This window comes from Dokdonella sp., from assembly GCF_049593775.1.
Taxonomy (GTDB): Bacteria; Pseudomonadota; Gammaproteobacteria; order Xanthomonadales; family Rhodanobacteraceae; genus Dokdonella.
This window is the reverse complement of sequence record NZ_JBAWHJ010000449.1, coordinates 1-14673: the sequence shown is the minus strand read 5'-3', so window position 1 is coordinate 14673 and position 14673 is coordinate 1. Positions and strand designations below refer to the sequence as shown.

Annotated in this window: 11 protein-coding genes; 9 read left to right on the top strand and 2 right to left on the bottom strand. The window is 58.9% G+C overall.

Translation table 11 applies throughout. The features are described from left to right. Positions 1–1298 (bottom strand): S8 family serine peptidase (locus WBP53_RS15555; protein WP_423930546.1); only part of this gene is annotated, 1298 nt, incomplete at its 3' end. A gap of 364 nt (positions 1299–1662) precedes the next feature. On the opposite strand from WBP53_RS15555, the gene WBP53_RS15550 reads away from it, so the two are divergent. From WBP53_RS15550 to WBP53_RS15515, 8 genes are all read left to right on the top strand, one after another. Next, entirely contained in the window at positions 1663–2892 is a 1230-nt protein-coding gene (locus WBP53_RS15550; protein ID WP_423930544.1) for a M23 family metallopeptidase, read from the top strand. A 1014-nt stretch (positions 2893–3906) separates the two neighbouring features. Next, positions 3907–4932 carry a helix-turn-helix domain-containing protein gene (locus WBP53_RS15545; RefSeq protein WP_423930542.1) on the top strand — a complete coding sequence of 342 codons (1026 nt, stop codon included), beginning with the start codon at positions 3907–3909 and terminating at the stop codon, positions 4930–4932. A 277-nt stretch (positions 4933–5209) separates the two neighbouring features. Next, complete coding sequence (locus WBP53_RS15540; RefSeq protein ID WP_423930540.1) at positions 5210–6667, top strand: hypothetical protein; 1458 nt, start codon at positions 5210–5212, stop codon at positions 6665–6667. A gap of 369 nt (positions 6668–7036) precedes the next feature. Next, positions 7037–8425 (top strand): hypothetical protein, encoded by a 1389-nt coding sequence (locus WBP53_RS15535; RefSeq protein ID WP_423930538.1) that lies wholly within the window; start codon positions 7037–7039, stop codon positions 8423–8425. Positions 8426–8535: 110 nt separating this feature from the next. Further along, positions 8536–9849, top strand: a complete 1314-nt coding sequence (locus tag WBP53_RS15530) for a hypothetical protein (protein WP_423930536.1) — start codon at positions 8536–8538, stop codon at positions 9847–9849. A gap of 156 nt (positions 9850–10005) precedes the next feature. Next, entirely contained in the window at positions 10006–10515 is a 510-nt protein-coding gene (locus WBP53_RS15525; RefSeq protein ID WP_423930534.1) for a hypothetical protein, read from the top strand. A gap of 136 nt (positions 10516–10651) precedes the next feature. Then, entirely contained in the window at positions 10652–11167 is a 516-nt protein-coding gene (locus WBP53_RS15520) for a hypothetical protein (protein WP_423930532.1), read from the top strand. 110 nt (positions 11168–11277) lie between these two features. Continuing rightward, a complete protein-coding gene (locus tag WBP53_RS15515; protein ID WP_423930530.1) occupies positions 11278–12393 on the top strand; it encodes a linear amide C-N hydrolase in 1116 nt (371 codons plus the stop codon). A 608-nt stretch (positions 12394–13001) separates the two neighbouring features. On the opposite strand, the gene WBP53_RS15510 is transcribed toward WBP53_RS15515, so the two are convergent. Beyond that, entirely contained in the window at positions 13002–13175 is a 174-nt protein-coding gene (locus WBP53_RS15510; protein WP_423930528.1) for a hypothetical protein, read from the bottom strand. A 379-nt stretch (positions 13176–13554) separates the two neighbouring features. Here WBP53_RS15510 and WBP53_RS15505 point away from each other — a divergent pair. Continuing rightward, positions 13555–14673: hypothetical protein (locus WBP53_RS15505; protein ID WP_423930526.1), on the top strand; the 1119-nt coding region annotated here is incomplete at its 3' end.

The window sequence follows — 14673 nt, the reverse complement described above, 5'->3', positions numbered from 1 at the left end:
GGACGCATCGGAACGTTCTGCGTATTTGCCGGCGGCATCGTCACGCTGGTCAGGTCGAGACTGACGGCGATGATGCGGTCTTCAGTCGAGGCAGCGACGGTCTCGACCCATGGTTCCATGTGATTGACCTGTCCCTGCGGGTTGGGCACGGTCGTGCTCGTGTTTCCTGCGGACGCAGCGACGAACGTCCCCGCCGCCACCAGGTTGCGGAACGCGGTCGAAGTGGCATCCGTCCATGGCGAGGTGCCACCACTGATCGAATAGTTGAGTGCATCAACGCCATCAATCAGTGCCTGGTTGGCCGACTGCGACGTAGCCACGCTTGAGCAACCGGTCGTGCAGGCCTTGTAGGAGATCACGTTGGCGTGGGGCGCAACTCCGGTGATCTGGAACGCGCCTCCGGCAAATGTTGCATCCCAGAGGTTGCCGGCCGCCGTACTGGCGGTATGCGAGCCGTGATCGTCGATATCTTCGCCCGTGGTGCCAGCGGTTGCGAAATTGTAGATGCCAATCAGCTTGTTGTTGCAGCGTCCCGCGTCAGGCTGGCCTGCCTGGCAGTTTCCGGCATAGGTTCCAGCACCGAACGGGTTCACGAATACGTGGCCATCGACCGGGCCAACGGCCGCGAAAGCGGGGCTTTGCCAATTGATGCCGGTATCGATAACGCCAACGATGATGCCTTCACCCTTGGTGTCGACGCCGTTGGCGGTATCGCCGGACCAGATTGACGTGGCACCGATAAACGCGGGGCCGCGATCGGTGGTCAATTCAAGTTCGTGTTCACGTTCGATGAAAAGGACATCGGTGCGTGCCATGACGGCGGACGCTTCGGCATCGCTCAAGCGGACCACCACGGCATTCAGCGCATGCTGCATGCGCGCCCTGACGTCGATTGGTCGATTGAGGGAGCTCGCCAGTTCATTGATGAAGCTCTGCTGCTTGCTCTCGAGGTACGCCACATACGCGACTGACGCCGGTGATTTCACATCCAGCTTGGCGGTTGGTACTCCCTGACGCATGAGGCGATCAGGTACTCGGAGCCCTGCCACTTCGCCGCCATAGGTTGCTAGCGCGGCTTGCTTGAAGACAATCGTGTAGTAGGCGGATTCGGCTGCCGGCGTGGTTGCCGAGGTATTGCCCAGGGCCGCACCGGGCAAGGCGCGTGCGAAATCGACTACGGCATTGCTGGAAGCGGAAGCCGTTGCAGCCATGCCGGTAAGCAGGGTAATGGCGAGTGCGCTGGCCAACGGTGTTGTTCGGTTTCGACCGCATCGCGATGATGAGGATGAGAATTTCATGTTTTCTCCTGCAACTGGGGATTGAAGTGTCACGCACGAGATCCGCTGCCTGGGTGCGTGTCTCCCCCCCATGAGATTCTCGGTGCCGTTTTTGCTCAATCGATCGAGCGGGCAATAACCGCCAGATAATCCCCCTATTGTGGGGAACACGCAATATGGATGCCGAACCAACGAGGTTTCCTCGCAAAGCAGCTCGGAGAAGTGTCGTGAATGCGGTATTGGGACTCTTGCGCAAGCGGCTCATTTCGATCATTGACCACGAAAAGGCCGGTTTCATGTCGCAACTGCGGGGCGACCTGTTCGTGGTTGGGACGTGCATCGCATGGCACAATCAGGTCAGCATCTATCGCGAGGGATCCATGCCATGTGGGGATACTTTCCTAAAAGCCTGATGATTGCCGCTGTGTTTCTGGTTTGCCTGTGCGGGGCTGCCATAGCCAAGCCGCAAAAAGCCGATACCACCGAAGCCAACAACGCCGATGAGCGCTTCACGCCAGTGACCGCTTCGATTCTGGGGCCGCCACCTGCCGCGTTCATGGGCGCCGATGGCATGGAGCATCTCGTTTACGAACTGATGCTGACCAATGCAAAGCCGGCGACGGCGACATTGCAGCAAGTCGATGTCGTGGACGCGGCATCTCCAGCGCGCATCCTCGCGACATTCAAGGAGGATGATCTGCTGGCGCGCTTGCGAACGCTGCAGCCGAGGCCCGCAGGTTCTGCAACCATTGAGTTGAACGGCAGCAGGTTGTTCTTCATCGAGCTGACCTTTGAGCCCGGCAAGGTTCCAGCGACGATTTCGCATCGACTGCGGCTTCTTGGCGCCGCAAATCCCGGCCCGACGACTCCCGCAACGGCGCTAGACTATCGCGTTGCAACGTTCAATCCGGAAACAGGCTCCTTGCCGATTCTGGCGCCTCCCCTGGAAGGTTCGAACTGGGTTGCACTAAATGGTTGTTGCAACAGCAGCATCGTCCATCGTGGATCGTTCCAGACCGTCAATGGCGGCCTGTTCGACGCCCAGCGATTTGCCATTGACTACATGCAACTCAACGCGCAGGGCGAGTTCGTGCATGGCGATGCTGCAGATGTGCGGAACTTCGTCGGCTATTCCGCGAATGTGCTCGCAGTTGCGGACGGAACCGTGGTCTCCGTCCTCGACGAGCTCGATGACCAGGTGCCGGGGACATTGCCGGATCCGACGACCATCACCCTGGGTACGGTGGATGGCAACCACGTGGTTCTTGATCTGGGCAATGGCCGCTACGCGTTCTACGCGCATCTGAAAAAGGGGTCGGTGCGTGTCAGGAAAGGAGAAAAAGTCACCTCCGGCATGGTCATCGGCCAGCTTGGGAATTCGGGCAACACGTCGGCTCCCCATCTGCACTTTCATGTCGTGAACAGTGCGTCCGTTCTTGGCTCCGAGGGAATGCCTTATGTCATCGACGGCTTCAAATTGACAGGAAAGGTCGATGTCGATGCCTTTGAAACGTCGGAGACTCTTGAGGGGAAGTGGGGCACGGCACTTGACAGCGATATTGAGGTGACCCGGGCGTTTCCCCTGAATCTCGACATTGTCGAATTCCGGCAATAGGCAGCGAACGCGATGCGAAGTGCCCGACCTCTTGTCAGTTGATTGCCAAGGCCGAAGGCACCGGGCTGGTGCGCCCACGGCTCAGTGCCAGGGATCGGTGCTTGCGGGGTTCAGAGGCTTCATCAGGGAGGGCGCTCGACTTTCACTGGCTCGCGAAATTCGGTGATTGCCGGAGCTTCACTGTTCGTGCTTGCCAATGTTCAACGCCAGCATGTCCGGATTCGCAACGGAGAATCCCGCCGGTTCTGTTCGCTCGCCGACAGTGCGGCCTGCGATATCCGCTTCAGGATGATTGAGCTGGTCCAGCGCCGGCGACCGCTGGAACCACGAGATTCCACTCCCGCCAGATGCTGAAGTCCCCGCAGTGCGCGGCTGGCATGGGAACCAAGAGGCCGGTCTCAGGACTGACTCGGGTGACAACCAGGATGCGCAGGTTGCGTTGCCGATCCCATGATTGTGCGGCATGCGAGCAAGGCTGCTTGCGCGAAGTTCTGATTGCACAGCTCAAGGTTGGGATGGCGTGCCTGCATGTTGCGCCCGAACGGACGGCTCAGGCGGCACCCGTATCGCGCTTCCCGGGTGGTCAGGAGGAAATTGATGGTCTCGCCGCTGCCCCGGGAGCCATTTCCCGAGTGCGGGCCAGGGATAGCTCTCTCATCGAACAATCCGATCGCGTCAATCGGCTTGCGCGAGACTTTCGAATGCGCGGCAGAAAGGTGAAATGGGTCGCGGAGCGTTCGCTTTGACGTGGCGTACCCGTGCCATGAATTGGGACATGAACCTGTCGGTAGGAAAAATTCCATTCCTCAAGTAGGATCTCGTTGGGCTTTTAGATGTCCAAACGCCGGAGCCGGGATTCGGCTGGTTTGGATGTCCATAATCAGCTTTGCAGCATCTTCTTCACGTTTCGCGCCTGGAGCGAAAGGGGGGGGAGGCCGCTTTGCCCGCCAAGCAGATGCGTATCAACCCTATTGAGCGAGGGTAGCCGAAATGGCAAGAAGGCAACGAAACTCCATGCGCCCGCTCGATGCGGTCGGCATTTCCCTTGAGGAGGAAGGCGCCTACCGGCTCCTGCTCGCTCATCCAATGGCGACCGCCGAGGAACTATCCAGGCATCTCGGGTTGGCGCTGCATCGCGGACAACGCCTGATCGACACGCTGGAACTGCGCGGACTTGCCACGCATTCGCCAGATCGTCCACGACGCTATATTCCTGCGGCGCCCGAATTTGCGCTTGAGGCGTTGATCCGCGAGAGGCAGGAGAGCCTGGATCGAGTCAGGCTCAGCATCGCCGAACTCAAGGAGCATGCTGCACGAAGCTCGGCAGCATCCAGTCCGCCCAACATGATCGAAGTAGTCACGGATCCAGGAGCCGTGAGGCAGCTGCTGATGCATCTCAAGGAATCAACTCTCGAAGATGTGGTCTTCCTGCAACGCACGCCGAGGATGTTCGTTGACCCGGAGCCATCCTCGGATCCATCGGTGCGACAGCCGCCCAGACCGCTGCGATCCCGGACCATCTCGGATATCGAATTCATGGGATTGCCCGGTGAAGTTCGACGGATACGCAACGACATCGCCGCCGGCGATGAGGCGCGCGTATACCCGGTCTTGCCGTTCAAGCTCCTCATCGCGGATCGACGCATCGCCATCCTTCCCTTGAGTCTCCAGAAGCCGGATGGTCCGCATCTGCTTGTACGACCCTCCACTCTTCTGGATGCGCTCTACGAGCTCTTTGAGAGATTGTGGGAGCGTTCAACGCCGATCGATTTCGATCGCGCTGGCCAGATCAAGCGATCGCCGCCACCCAACCGGCTCCCGGAAGCTGCCGAACCTCTTATTCAGTTGATGGCCACCGGCTTGAATGACAAATCCATTGCCCATCAGCTGGAGATTTCCTCGGCAACGCTGAACCGGCGCGTCGCAGAATTGATGAAGGCATTTGACACCCGAACACGGTTTCAGCTGGGCTGGCGCGCTGCGCTGGAGGCATTTCCTCAACGCTCCGCTACGCACAAGAAGACGCCGCGCGTACGCTGAATCGGTTATCGCACCAGACGAGCACGCAGTCTGGTTTCCAGGAGCGGACTGATTGATATCTATCATGGATATAGATCGATCAGTCCGATCTATTGCGTGTGTTGCATGGCCTCTGAATACTGATCAGCAAGCAATTGCAACCTGAACCGTTGCACGGTGAATCCGCTCAGGCGGATTGCCGAATCGTGCTGACGTCTCCTGTTCGTGCAATTCCATTTGCGCAGACGGGGAAACGGAAAGAACTGGAATCAGACAGCCACTCGACAATGGGGGAATCATGAATACCAAGCTTTCGATACGACTGATCGCAGGAGCCGGCCTGGCCTTTGCATGCTCGCTGCTCATGCATTCACCCGCCGCTGATGCTGCTGAAACTCAAGCTGCTGTGCCAATCACGATACCGTTCAACTATCGCGCTGCAGAACGCTTGCCGCTTGCGCATTCGGGCGTCAGCTCCAGCGGTGATAACAGTGTTGATTTCGTCTTCGGGTCTGAGCCTGTCGACTGGATCGAACAACCCGTGATTCCGCCAGGCACTGCAGCAAACGACCTGCTGGGCTTTCGCGTGCTTCTGTCCGGAGACACCGCTTTCGTTTCGGCGCCCGCGCCGCTAAGCCGACCCGGTCTTGTCCATGTTTACGAACGAGAGAATGGAATCTGGAACCTGGTACAGACGCTGGTTGGCACGCCGCCTGCTGGTACGCCTCCAAACTGGTCCGACTTCTTCGGCTGGTCGTTGGCGGTATCGGGCGACAAGCTGATTGTCGGCGCGCCTGAAGTATTCAATCCGATGAGCGGTCCGACTGGAGGTGCATACATTTTCGAGCGCTCCGCCGACGGTATCTGGGTAGAGCAACAATTGCTGGTATCACCGGTTCCCATCACGCTGAGCTGGTTCGGTCGCGCGGTTGCATTTGCCGGTGATCTCGCCATCGTCGGTGAGCCTTCCTACAGTTCCAATACGCAGGGAAGTCGTGGAGCGGCCCACGTATATGCGGAATCTGCGGGGACCTGGTCACGCATCCAGCAGGTTCAGGGGAGCGACAGCGCCATCTTTGATGGCCGCCAGTTTGGCGGCGCTGTTGCGGCCGATGCCAATCATGTCCTGGTAGGTGCACCGGGTCCGGATTGGTCGTCGGGCGACTATCCCACGGGCAGTGTCTACGTATTCGCAGTCGATGGTTCCGGCAAACTCGCCGAGGTCCAGAAACTGACGGCCTCGGATGGCGCCGAAGGTGATCAGTTTGGCTACTCCGTGGCAACGGACGGAACAGCATTCCTGGTGGGTGCGCCTGCTGCGAACAAGGGATCGATCCTGCATCAGGGGGCAGCCTATGTCTTCAAGTTCGATGGCAATCAATACGCGGAGGACCAGAAGCTGACAGCTGAAGACGGTCAGGAATATGATCAGTTCGGGCAGTCGGTTGCGATCGACGGCGAGCGCGCCGTCGTTGGAATGTGGCGCAACAACGATGATCCGGGCGCTACACCTCCCCCACCCACGATCGGTAGCTCCTATGTCTTCTCGGACGCATCAGGTGGCTGGGAGCCATTGCAAAGGTTGACTGCAAGTGATGGTACGGCTGGCAATTCCTTCGGTTGGGATGTGTCGATCAAGGGATCAACCACTCTTGTGGGTTCCGATGCGGAATCGAGCATTGCCAGCTTCCATGGCGCAGCCTATTTCTATCTGGACGACACGCTGTTCAAGGATGGCTTCGGACCAGTCGAATAGCGAACCCGTGCCGGATGGTCGTCGACCAGGTTGCCGACACCTGGTCTGCGGCAAGGGCGATGCAAGTAGTAGATGGCTTTTCGAGAACGACGTGGTCAGACCGTAGTGGTGGCGGTCGTTTCTATCGGCAATCATCAGGAAAACGCGAATGCGTCGGTAGAGTGAGCGGGTACTGGCATGGGGCCCGTGGAGTTCGTTCCGAACACCTCTCAGGCCCGCTGTTGAGCAACATTTCGCGAGCATCAGGGATGCGTGCTCCTCACTCTTCGCTCGTAGGGCTTTCCCGGGCGCCCGTCCGATCATTCGCGCTTGTGCGATTCGCCCTCGCCGGTTCGTTCATGAGGTTGAACTGAAACGGGAGCGTTCGAGATGGCAAGCCAGAGGCTGCGCGGTGGTGCCGTGATACTGCTGTTGGTTGTCCTGGGCTGCGGGCAGGCGCAGGGAGAGGATTCGTTCGGAGCAACGATGTTGCGCGGTGCACATGTCAATGATGTGCCTCGGGTACTTGACAGTTTTGGTGACGTTGGCGAATACACCAGCATCGCAATCGGGGTCGACGGTCTGCCGGTCATCAGCTACCACGACGGCACGAACTTCGATCTGAAGGTCTATGCATGTGCCGATAGTGGGTGTGCAAGCGGTACGGCGCATGTTCTCGACTCGGAGTTTGCAGTTGGCCGCTACACGAGCATTGTTGTCCGCGCCAATGGACTGCCGATCATCAGCTACCAGAGCTCTACCATGGCCAGCCTTCGCGCTTACGACTGCACCAGTGCGGATTGCTCCAGCGGCCTTGTGCGCTTTCTTGATGCGGGTTCTGTCGGAGTGGATTCCAGTATCGCCATCCGCGCCGATGGCAGACCCATCATCAGCTATTTCGACAACAAGAACTGGAACCTCAAGATCTACGATTGCACCACCGTCACCTGTTCTTCCGGCAGTGCCCGTACGCTGACAGATGGGGAAGGCCTGGTCGGAACGGACACGAGTATCGCGATCCGACTTGATGGCATGCCCGTCGTCAGCTATCGCGATATCGACAACGCCGCACTCAAGCTCTACACCTGCTCGGCCACCGACTGTTCCAGCGGCTCGTCGCGCACGCTCGACGCGATCGGTGATGTCGGACGCTACTCGAGCATCGCGATTCGGGCCGACGGTCGCCCCGTCGTCAGCTATTTCAACAACGCGACCAAGGATCTGATGATGTACAGCTGTTCGACCGTCGAGTGCTCAACGGGCACCAGGCGAATTCTCGACAGCCTGCCGTCGCCCGGTTGGTATACCAGCATAGCCATTGGGGTTGACGGTATGCCGATCATCAGTCACTACAACAATTCGGGATCGGAGCAGAGTCTGCGCGTGTTTGTCTGCACGGACGTCAACTGCATGGCGGGTTTTTCACGCGAACTGGACGCCGCACCCGGCGTCGGTGCTTTCACAGGCATAGCCATCCGCAACAATGGCCTTCCTATCGTGAGCTACTACGATGGGTCCAACGGTGATCTCAAGGTCTATGGATGTGCTGACGCGACCTGCAACCGCGATCGGCTGTTTGCCGATGGCTTCGAGCCGGCGAATCGAGGTGCCAGCCGGAAGCCCGCACCCGCAGGATATCCCGCCCAAAGCATCCGATTGAACGACGCCTTCATCCAGGGTGCTGGGCTTCGCGGCCTGCACAAGCGGTATGCGCGGGCGATTTTGAAGTTCAGTGTGCAGGAGAGCCAGCGCAGACGCGATGCCAACAACGTTTCGTAGCCCATGCAACCTTTCCTGCCATTGCCGGTACTCAGGCTGATGGGTGGTCATCCGGCACGCTTGTGCCCACCCGAGGGAAGGACGGGAAATCAGGTATGCGGTCACTACACATGTTCTTGGGAATGCTCATGGGCTTGCTTGCCACGGACGCGCATCCACTCGATGGCGATCCTGACACCGGATTCGGCACGAATGGCCAAGTCGTCCTTGTGCGACCTCAGAAGACACCAGGCAATGCCACGCAACCCACCGGCGACCTCGACGTTCTGGCTGATGGGCGTTTCCTGTGGGCTGCGCCACTGGACGATGGGCGCGTCTGGGTGGGCCGCGCGTGGCGAGGCGGAACTGCAGATACGACGTTTGGGAATGACGGCACCGGAATAGTCACGTTGCCAGGCTGTGGGCTCAAGCGACAGGTGCGTCTGGTTGCAGACAACGAGGGGGGCGCCTACCTCTGGTCAAACGGATGCTTGCGTCATGTCCTCGACAATGGCGAACTGGAAGCCGGCTTTGGCAATGGTGAGATGCCGGCTGACGGCTTCTTTGCCGCGGATCTGGCGCGAGACCCGGCGGGTCGATTCGTGCTCGCAGGTCGTGATGGGCAGCAGGTGAAGGCGTTTCGTTTCGACCCGAACGGTGTTGTAGACATCACCTTCGGCGAAGCCGGCAGCGTCGAAGTCGAGATGCCTTCCACGACCGGAGCGCGTGACCTCCATGCACTCGTGATTCGACCCGATGGCCGCATTCTGGTTGCCGGGTCTCGCGGCAATACCACGGGCCACAGTCTGGTGGTTGCGCAACTGCTGACAGACGGTTCGCCGGATCCCCAATGGGGTGTTGACGGACTTCTCGACATGGCGACGCCTGATGGATTCAACGGAATGATTGCCTATGCGCTGGCGCTCGACGACGATGGGAGTGTCGTGGTCGCGGGTAAGGCAAGCAATGGCAGCGTCAGTTGCTGCATCCTGCTTGTACGTCTTGATGCCAGCGGCCAGCTCTTCCCGGAGTTCGGGCTTCGGTTCCATCAGCTTTCCGGGCAGCCCGGAATCTACCCGTTCTTCGAGCAGCGCGACGAAGTCGTGATATTGCCCAACCGTCGTATCATCGTTGGCGGGATCTCGTTTCCATTTGTTGCGCCATTTGGTCACCGTACCCAGTACACCTTGATCCGCACATTCACGGATGGTCGACTGGACCTAGGCTTCGGCCACAATGGATGGAACAGCTACACGATTGCCGATCCGGTCGGTGCAGGACAGTCCGGCGATTACAATCAGATGCATGCCATCGGCTACGATGATACGGATGGCAGCATGGTGATCTTCGGTCGGACGTTTTTCGAAGACAACTCCACGGGTGACGATTATGTCAGCCTGGTACGCGCCAAGTTTGACCTGATCTTCGACGCCGATTTCGACTGAAGGGCGCGTGGCTGCTGATGCCGGCGAGGGCTGGCGCAGGCGTACGGCTCATGTTTCATGTTCCGCGCAATTTAAACCTGTACGCTTTCCCTGATAGGCAAATTCATTCCTGTTGCCTGCGCAATGCACGGCAGGAATTGCAACTGGAGGGACGACATGCGGATTCTGGCAGCAATCATCGCGGTCCTTGGCAGCTTTTCAGTATCGGCAATCGAGATATCCAACTTCAAGTCGGGGCTGGCCTGTACGAACACGACATTGTCCGAGCACGGTCGCGGCTGGATATGCCATGAAACGCAGGACGTTCTGGTGACAGACCAGGGCAGTTGCAACTACAACGGGGATACCAGGCTCTGCACCTGGTACGGGTTCGAGTTCGATTTCGAGGCTTCGGAAGAGCTCACGAAACTGGAATGCATGGGCGAGACCTCCGCGCCGACGTCTCCCGGAAACCCCGGCGGCATTCTTGCCAGCAACGTTACCTCGCATCCTTTCGAGATTGAACTGGCTGGAAGGAAGGGGCATTTCTACAATCCCATGTATTTTGTCTTCAAGGTCGGATCAGGCGCTGATACGACAATGACCAATTCGTTCACGTGCCGGGCGGATGGTGCCGAGCTGTTCCAGGCGCGATTCAACCTGCACTTTCCCCGAATACCGGAATGAGCAAGCGGCGCAGGTGTTTTCTGGAGTCCGGATCGCCTCGCGTTTCCCGAACAGCATGAAAAGTGAGCTGTGGCCAGACAGATCCAGGTGGAGCGGAGTACAGGCCAAGGTCGGGAGTCTGGAGGATGGGGCGCACATGAATCGAGTATTGCCAATCACGCTTGCCTCCCTTGCATCGTCCTGCGCAAGCACGCAACCGGCATTCCGCTATCAAGTAGTCCCTCCCGAACACAGGGCGCGGGCCGAGCAGGTGATGTGCGAGAAAGTGGACTGTATTCACGACGTGCATATCGTTCTGAAGGAGCAGGACGGAACCGTATTCGAAAAAACCTTTGACTCGCTGCCTGCTGTGAAGCCCGAAGGGGTTTCTGTGTACGCGGGGCAAAAAATCTTCTTCGAGGCCGAGGTTCTGGGCGAGAGCCTCGTTAACTGCAGGCTCGTTTCCGGTCTGCTGCACCCGGAAAGGACACTCACTGCGGAGCTCATGCATGTCGATGATGGTGGCATGTGGTGCCAACGGCGTTCCGAAGCACGGCACCACCACCGCCTCCTGGCCTGTCACTCGAACGATGCGGTCTGGCGATCATCGGGCTTCGCTGTTCATCGTATGATTCGTGTGTCGGTCGGACAGGATCTGATGACCCTCGCTTGATGATCGCAGGGTACCTGCGAGTCGCATTGTTCAATGCGAGGTTCTGTCCCGGCCGGGAATCCCACCATCGCTTCTCCCCTACGACTGAATTCCTGCCACGGAGCCTTGCCATGACTTTTTCCAGACTCTCCCGACCTGCGTCGGTATCGTTCAAGGCCTTGGGGCCTGTTGCGGCTGCACTGATCATGGGAGCCCACTCGGTATTTGCCTGTACCGGCATCGTGATGCGGGCGCAAGACGGTACGGTGGTTCCTGGCAGGACGATGGAGTTCGGCTTCGACATGCATTCGAACATCATCGCCATCCCCGCCGGCACGAAGATCACGACGCTCGGACTTGATCCGGCCGAAAAGGGTTTCACCTACAGCGTGAAATACGGGTTCCTGGGTGCGAACGGGCTCGACATGCCCATCGTATTTGATGGCATGAACTCGGAAGGTCTCTATTTCGGGGCGCTGTACTTCGCAGGCGATGCTGTATTCGGAAAAGTGACGGACGCCAACCGAAACCAGGCGGTGTCTTCCGAGGAGCTGGGTAACTGGATACTTGGGCAGTTCGCGACGGTGCAAGAGGTCAGGGCAGCGCTGCCGTCGATATCGATTGTCGGGACGCATATCGACGCAATCGACAGCGTTGCCCCATTTCACTATGCGGTAACCGATGCTACGGGCGCTTCGATCGTAGTCGAGTACACCAAGAACGGCCTCCATATCCACGACAATACGGTAAACGTCATCACGAACAACCCGCCCTACGACTGGCATCTGACCAATCTGCGCAACTACATCGGGCTGCACGCCGAGAACAACACGGCGATCACCGTGGGTAAGCAGAAGCTTCTTCCATTCGGCCAGGGAACAGGGATGGCCGGTCTTCCCGGTGATTTCACATCGCCATCCCGCTTCGTGCGCGCGGTTGCCTTTGCCAATGCCTCGCTACCCGCGGCCACCGGCAAGGACGCGGTCTTTCAGACGTTCCATGTGCTGAATGCCTTTGATATCCCCAAGGGCGCCATTCGCGAAAACGATGGCGGGAACGTCCATACGGACTACACGATCTGGGCCTCTGCCTCGGATACGAAAAGTGTTACCTACTACTACAAGACCTACCTGACCCAGGCCGTTGAAAGTATCGATGTGCGCGCCGCTGTTTCTTCCATCAGCAAGCCGACGACCGTAGTCATGGAGGATGGCTTCAGGATCCATGACCGGACCAGCGAATTCTAGTTGACCATTGCGAGGTGCCCGGTTCGGTTTCGCGTGGCAGATGGATTGCGCGCGGTATCCGGCCCGGGCTCCCGAGCAGCGCTCCTCGCGCATCGGAAGTTTCTGTGGGCGGCACTGTTTCTGAAAGAGTTCGTTGCGGCCCCTGCATTCGCAAGAGGGGAGCACGAAAGGTAGCGGAGTCGGTGTTCGAGTCAGGTTCAATCATTGCTGTCCGCCGCCACTCCGCCATTGACGAGTTTCCTCGATCCGCGATCTATGGCTTTACGCGCGACGTAGCGACCTGAGCTACTCGATCTCGAATTGTTGGAGCTCCACCGGAATGAAGCCCGACGTAATCAGCTGACATGAACCCCAGCCCGGTGTTTCCGCCTGCGTATTGCCGACGCCAACTAAGTACGTTCCAGGCGTCGGTTTGGTACCAAGGTTGAGAACCATGGTTCCCGGAGTGGGAGATGATTGAGTAGCGATACAAGGTGTGCCGGCGGTACACGGTGGGTCTGGCAAGGCCAAAGTCGGGGCGAATTCGGCTGTATCGATGTGAACAGTCAAGATCGTGAACGGCTCGATTATCTCCAGCTGATAAATATCCGTACCCGAGCCGTTGAAAGTCAGGCTTCCGTTACAGACAGATTCAAATCCAGGATTGTGCCCGCAGGTATTGCCTTCACGGCTTGTAGCGGACCTGCAAGAGTGCCAGCGATGCTCGGACAAGTATGAGCCATGGTGTCTGAGGCGCTGGTTGCGAACAGGGCGAGCAGGAACAGCGTCGAGACTTGCTTCATGATCTGGTCCTCTCAATATGGAGCGCTGCGTCTGATTGCACCGGGTGTGCACATGAGTGCAATCCGGATTGCCTGCCCGATTGCACCATACGACAAGCAGGATCTGTTCGAGGCAAAAGGTGCGTCGAATCTTTCAGGCTCTCTGCAACCAGGGCCATGCAGGGTCACAGCAACGGTGTGCATTCCTGCGCGTGGGCACCTCGGCTTCCCGCTGCATGCCCTTGATGATCAGAAGTGTTGCCTGGCGGCCGGCGCTAGTGCGGTACTTGCTGCGGGGTAGATGGGTGTGGCGCGTACATCTTCATCAACTGCCTTCGGGATCACGGTTCACTCGGGTGCCGGCCGCTACAATCAGTAGAGTTCACATTGGGGAATAGCCATGGTGTCGAGTGCCTGCAAGCGGGATCTGGCGAGTTGGCTGTTGCTGCTCTGCGTCGGTGTCATTCCGTATTCCGTGTTCGCTTCAGGTGATACCGGCTCGCTCGCCGGAGGATCTGTGCCCGTCGTGGTGCGCGTGCAGGGACTCGCATTGGGATCACAGCTTGAGCTGAGCAGGGCGGGAGAGATGCTCGCTGCGACCTTGAATGACGAATACACGTTCTCCAATCAGGCGGTGCCCGGAGCGGATCTCGGAATTGCAGTGGCCGCCCATCCACTGGGGCAAGCGTGTGACATTTCCGAACTCGCGCCGACCGTCGTGCCGGCCGATTCGTCACCGGTCTTCATTCGCTGTCGCAGTCTGCCAACTCCACCGGTGATGGTTCCCGAAACCTTGCCTGGTGGCCCGCTGCGCGTGCTGGGTGTTGCGTCGGGTGTTCGCCCCATCGCCTATCCGGGACTTCCCTACGAATCTCGGCTGGCTGTGGCCGGGGGGACCTTTCCATATGAATTCCGGGTCACCGCCGTGACGATTGACGGAACGCCGGTACCGCGCTCAGGCGTCATGGTCGACTTTCGTCGAGGCACGCTGCGCTTCACGCCGGATAATGCAGCATTGATCAGTATCGAGTTCGAGATCCGCGATAGCGCCGCGACGCAGCGAGTACTGATGCATACCGTTGCCATCCAGGTTGCGGTCGAGCCGTTCGTCTTTGTTGCTCCGGGCGGAGTCGACAGCGCGGGTCGCGGCAGTCTTGAGCAACCCTACCGAACGCTGGGATATGCCTTGCCCAGGACAACCGCCAGTCAGGCGATCGTATTGCGGAGGGGAACCTACGCGACGGGCGGTTTCATGGTCGACGATTCACATGCGAAGACCATCATGGGATATCCGGATGAAGTCGCCGAGGTGGATTTGAACTACGCCGGTTCGATCACGGTTCGTATTGACCAGTCACCGGGAGCCCGGCTTGAGGATCTCGACATCCGTCGTGTGCAGCAATACGGAATCTTCAGTGATCCCAGCGCTCCGGGGCTGGTTCTAAGGCACCTGCGTTTCGTCGAGGGTCGTGAGGGGCCCGTACCCAGCGAAAACCCCGCGTTTGTTCACGGGCGGGGT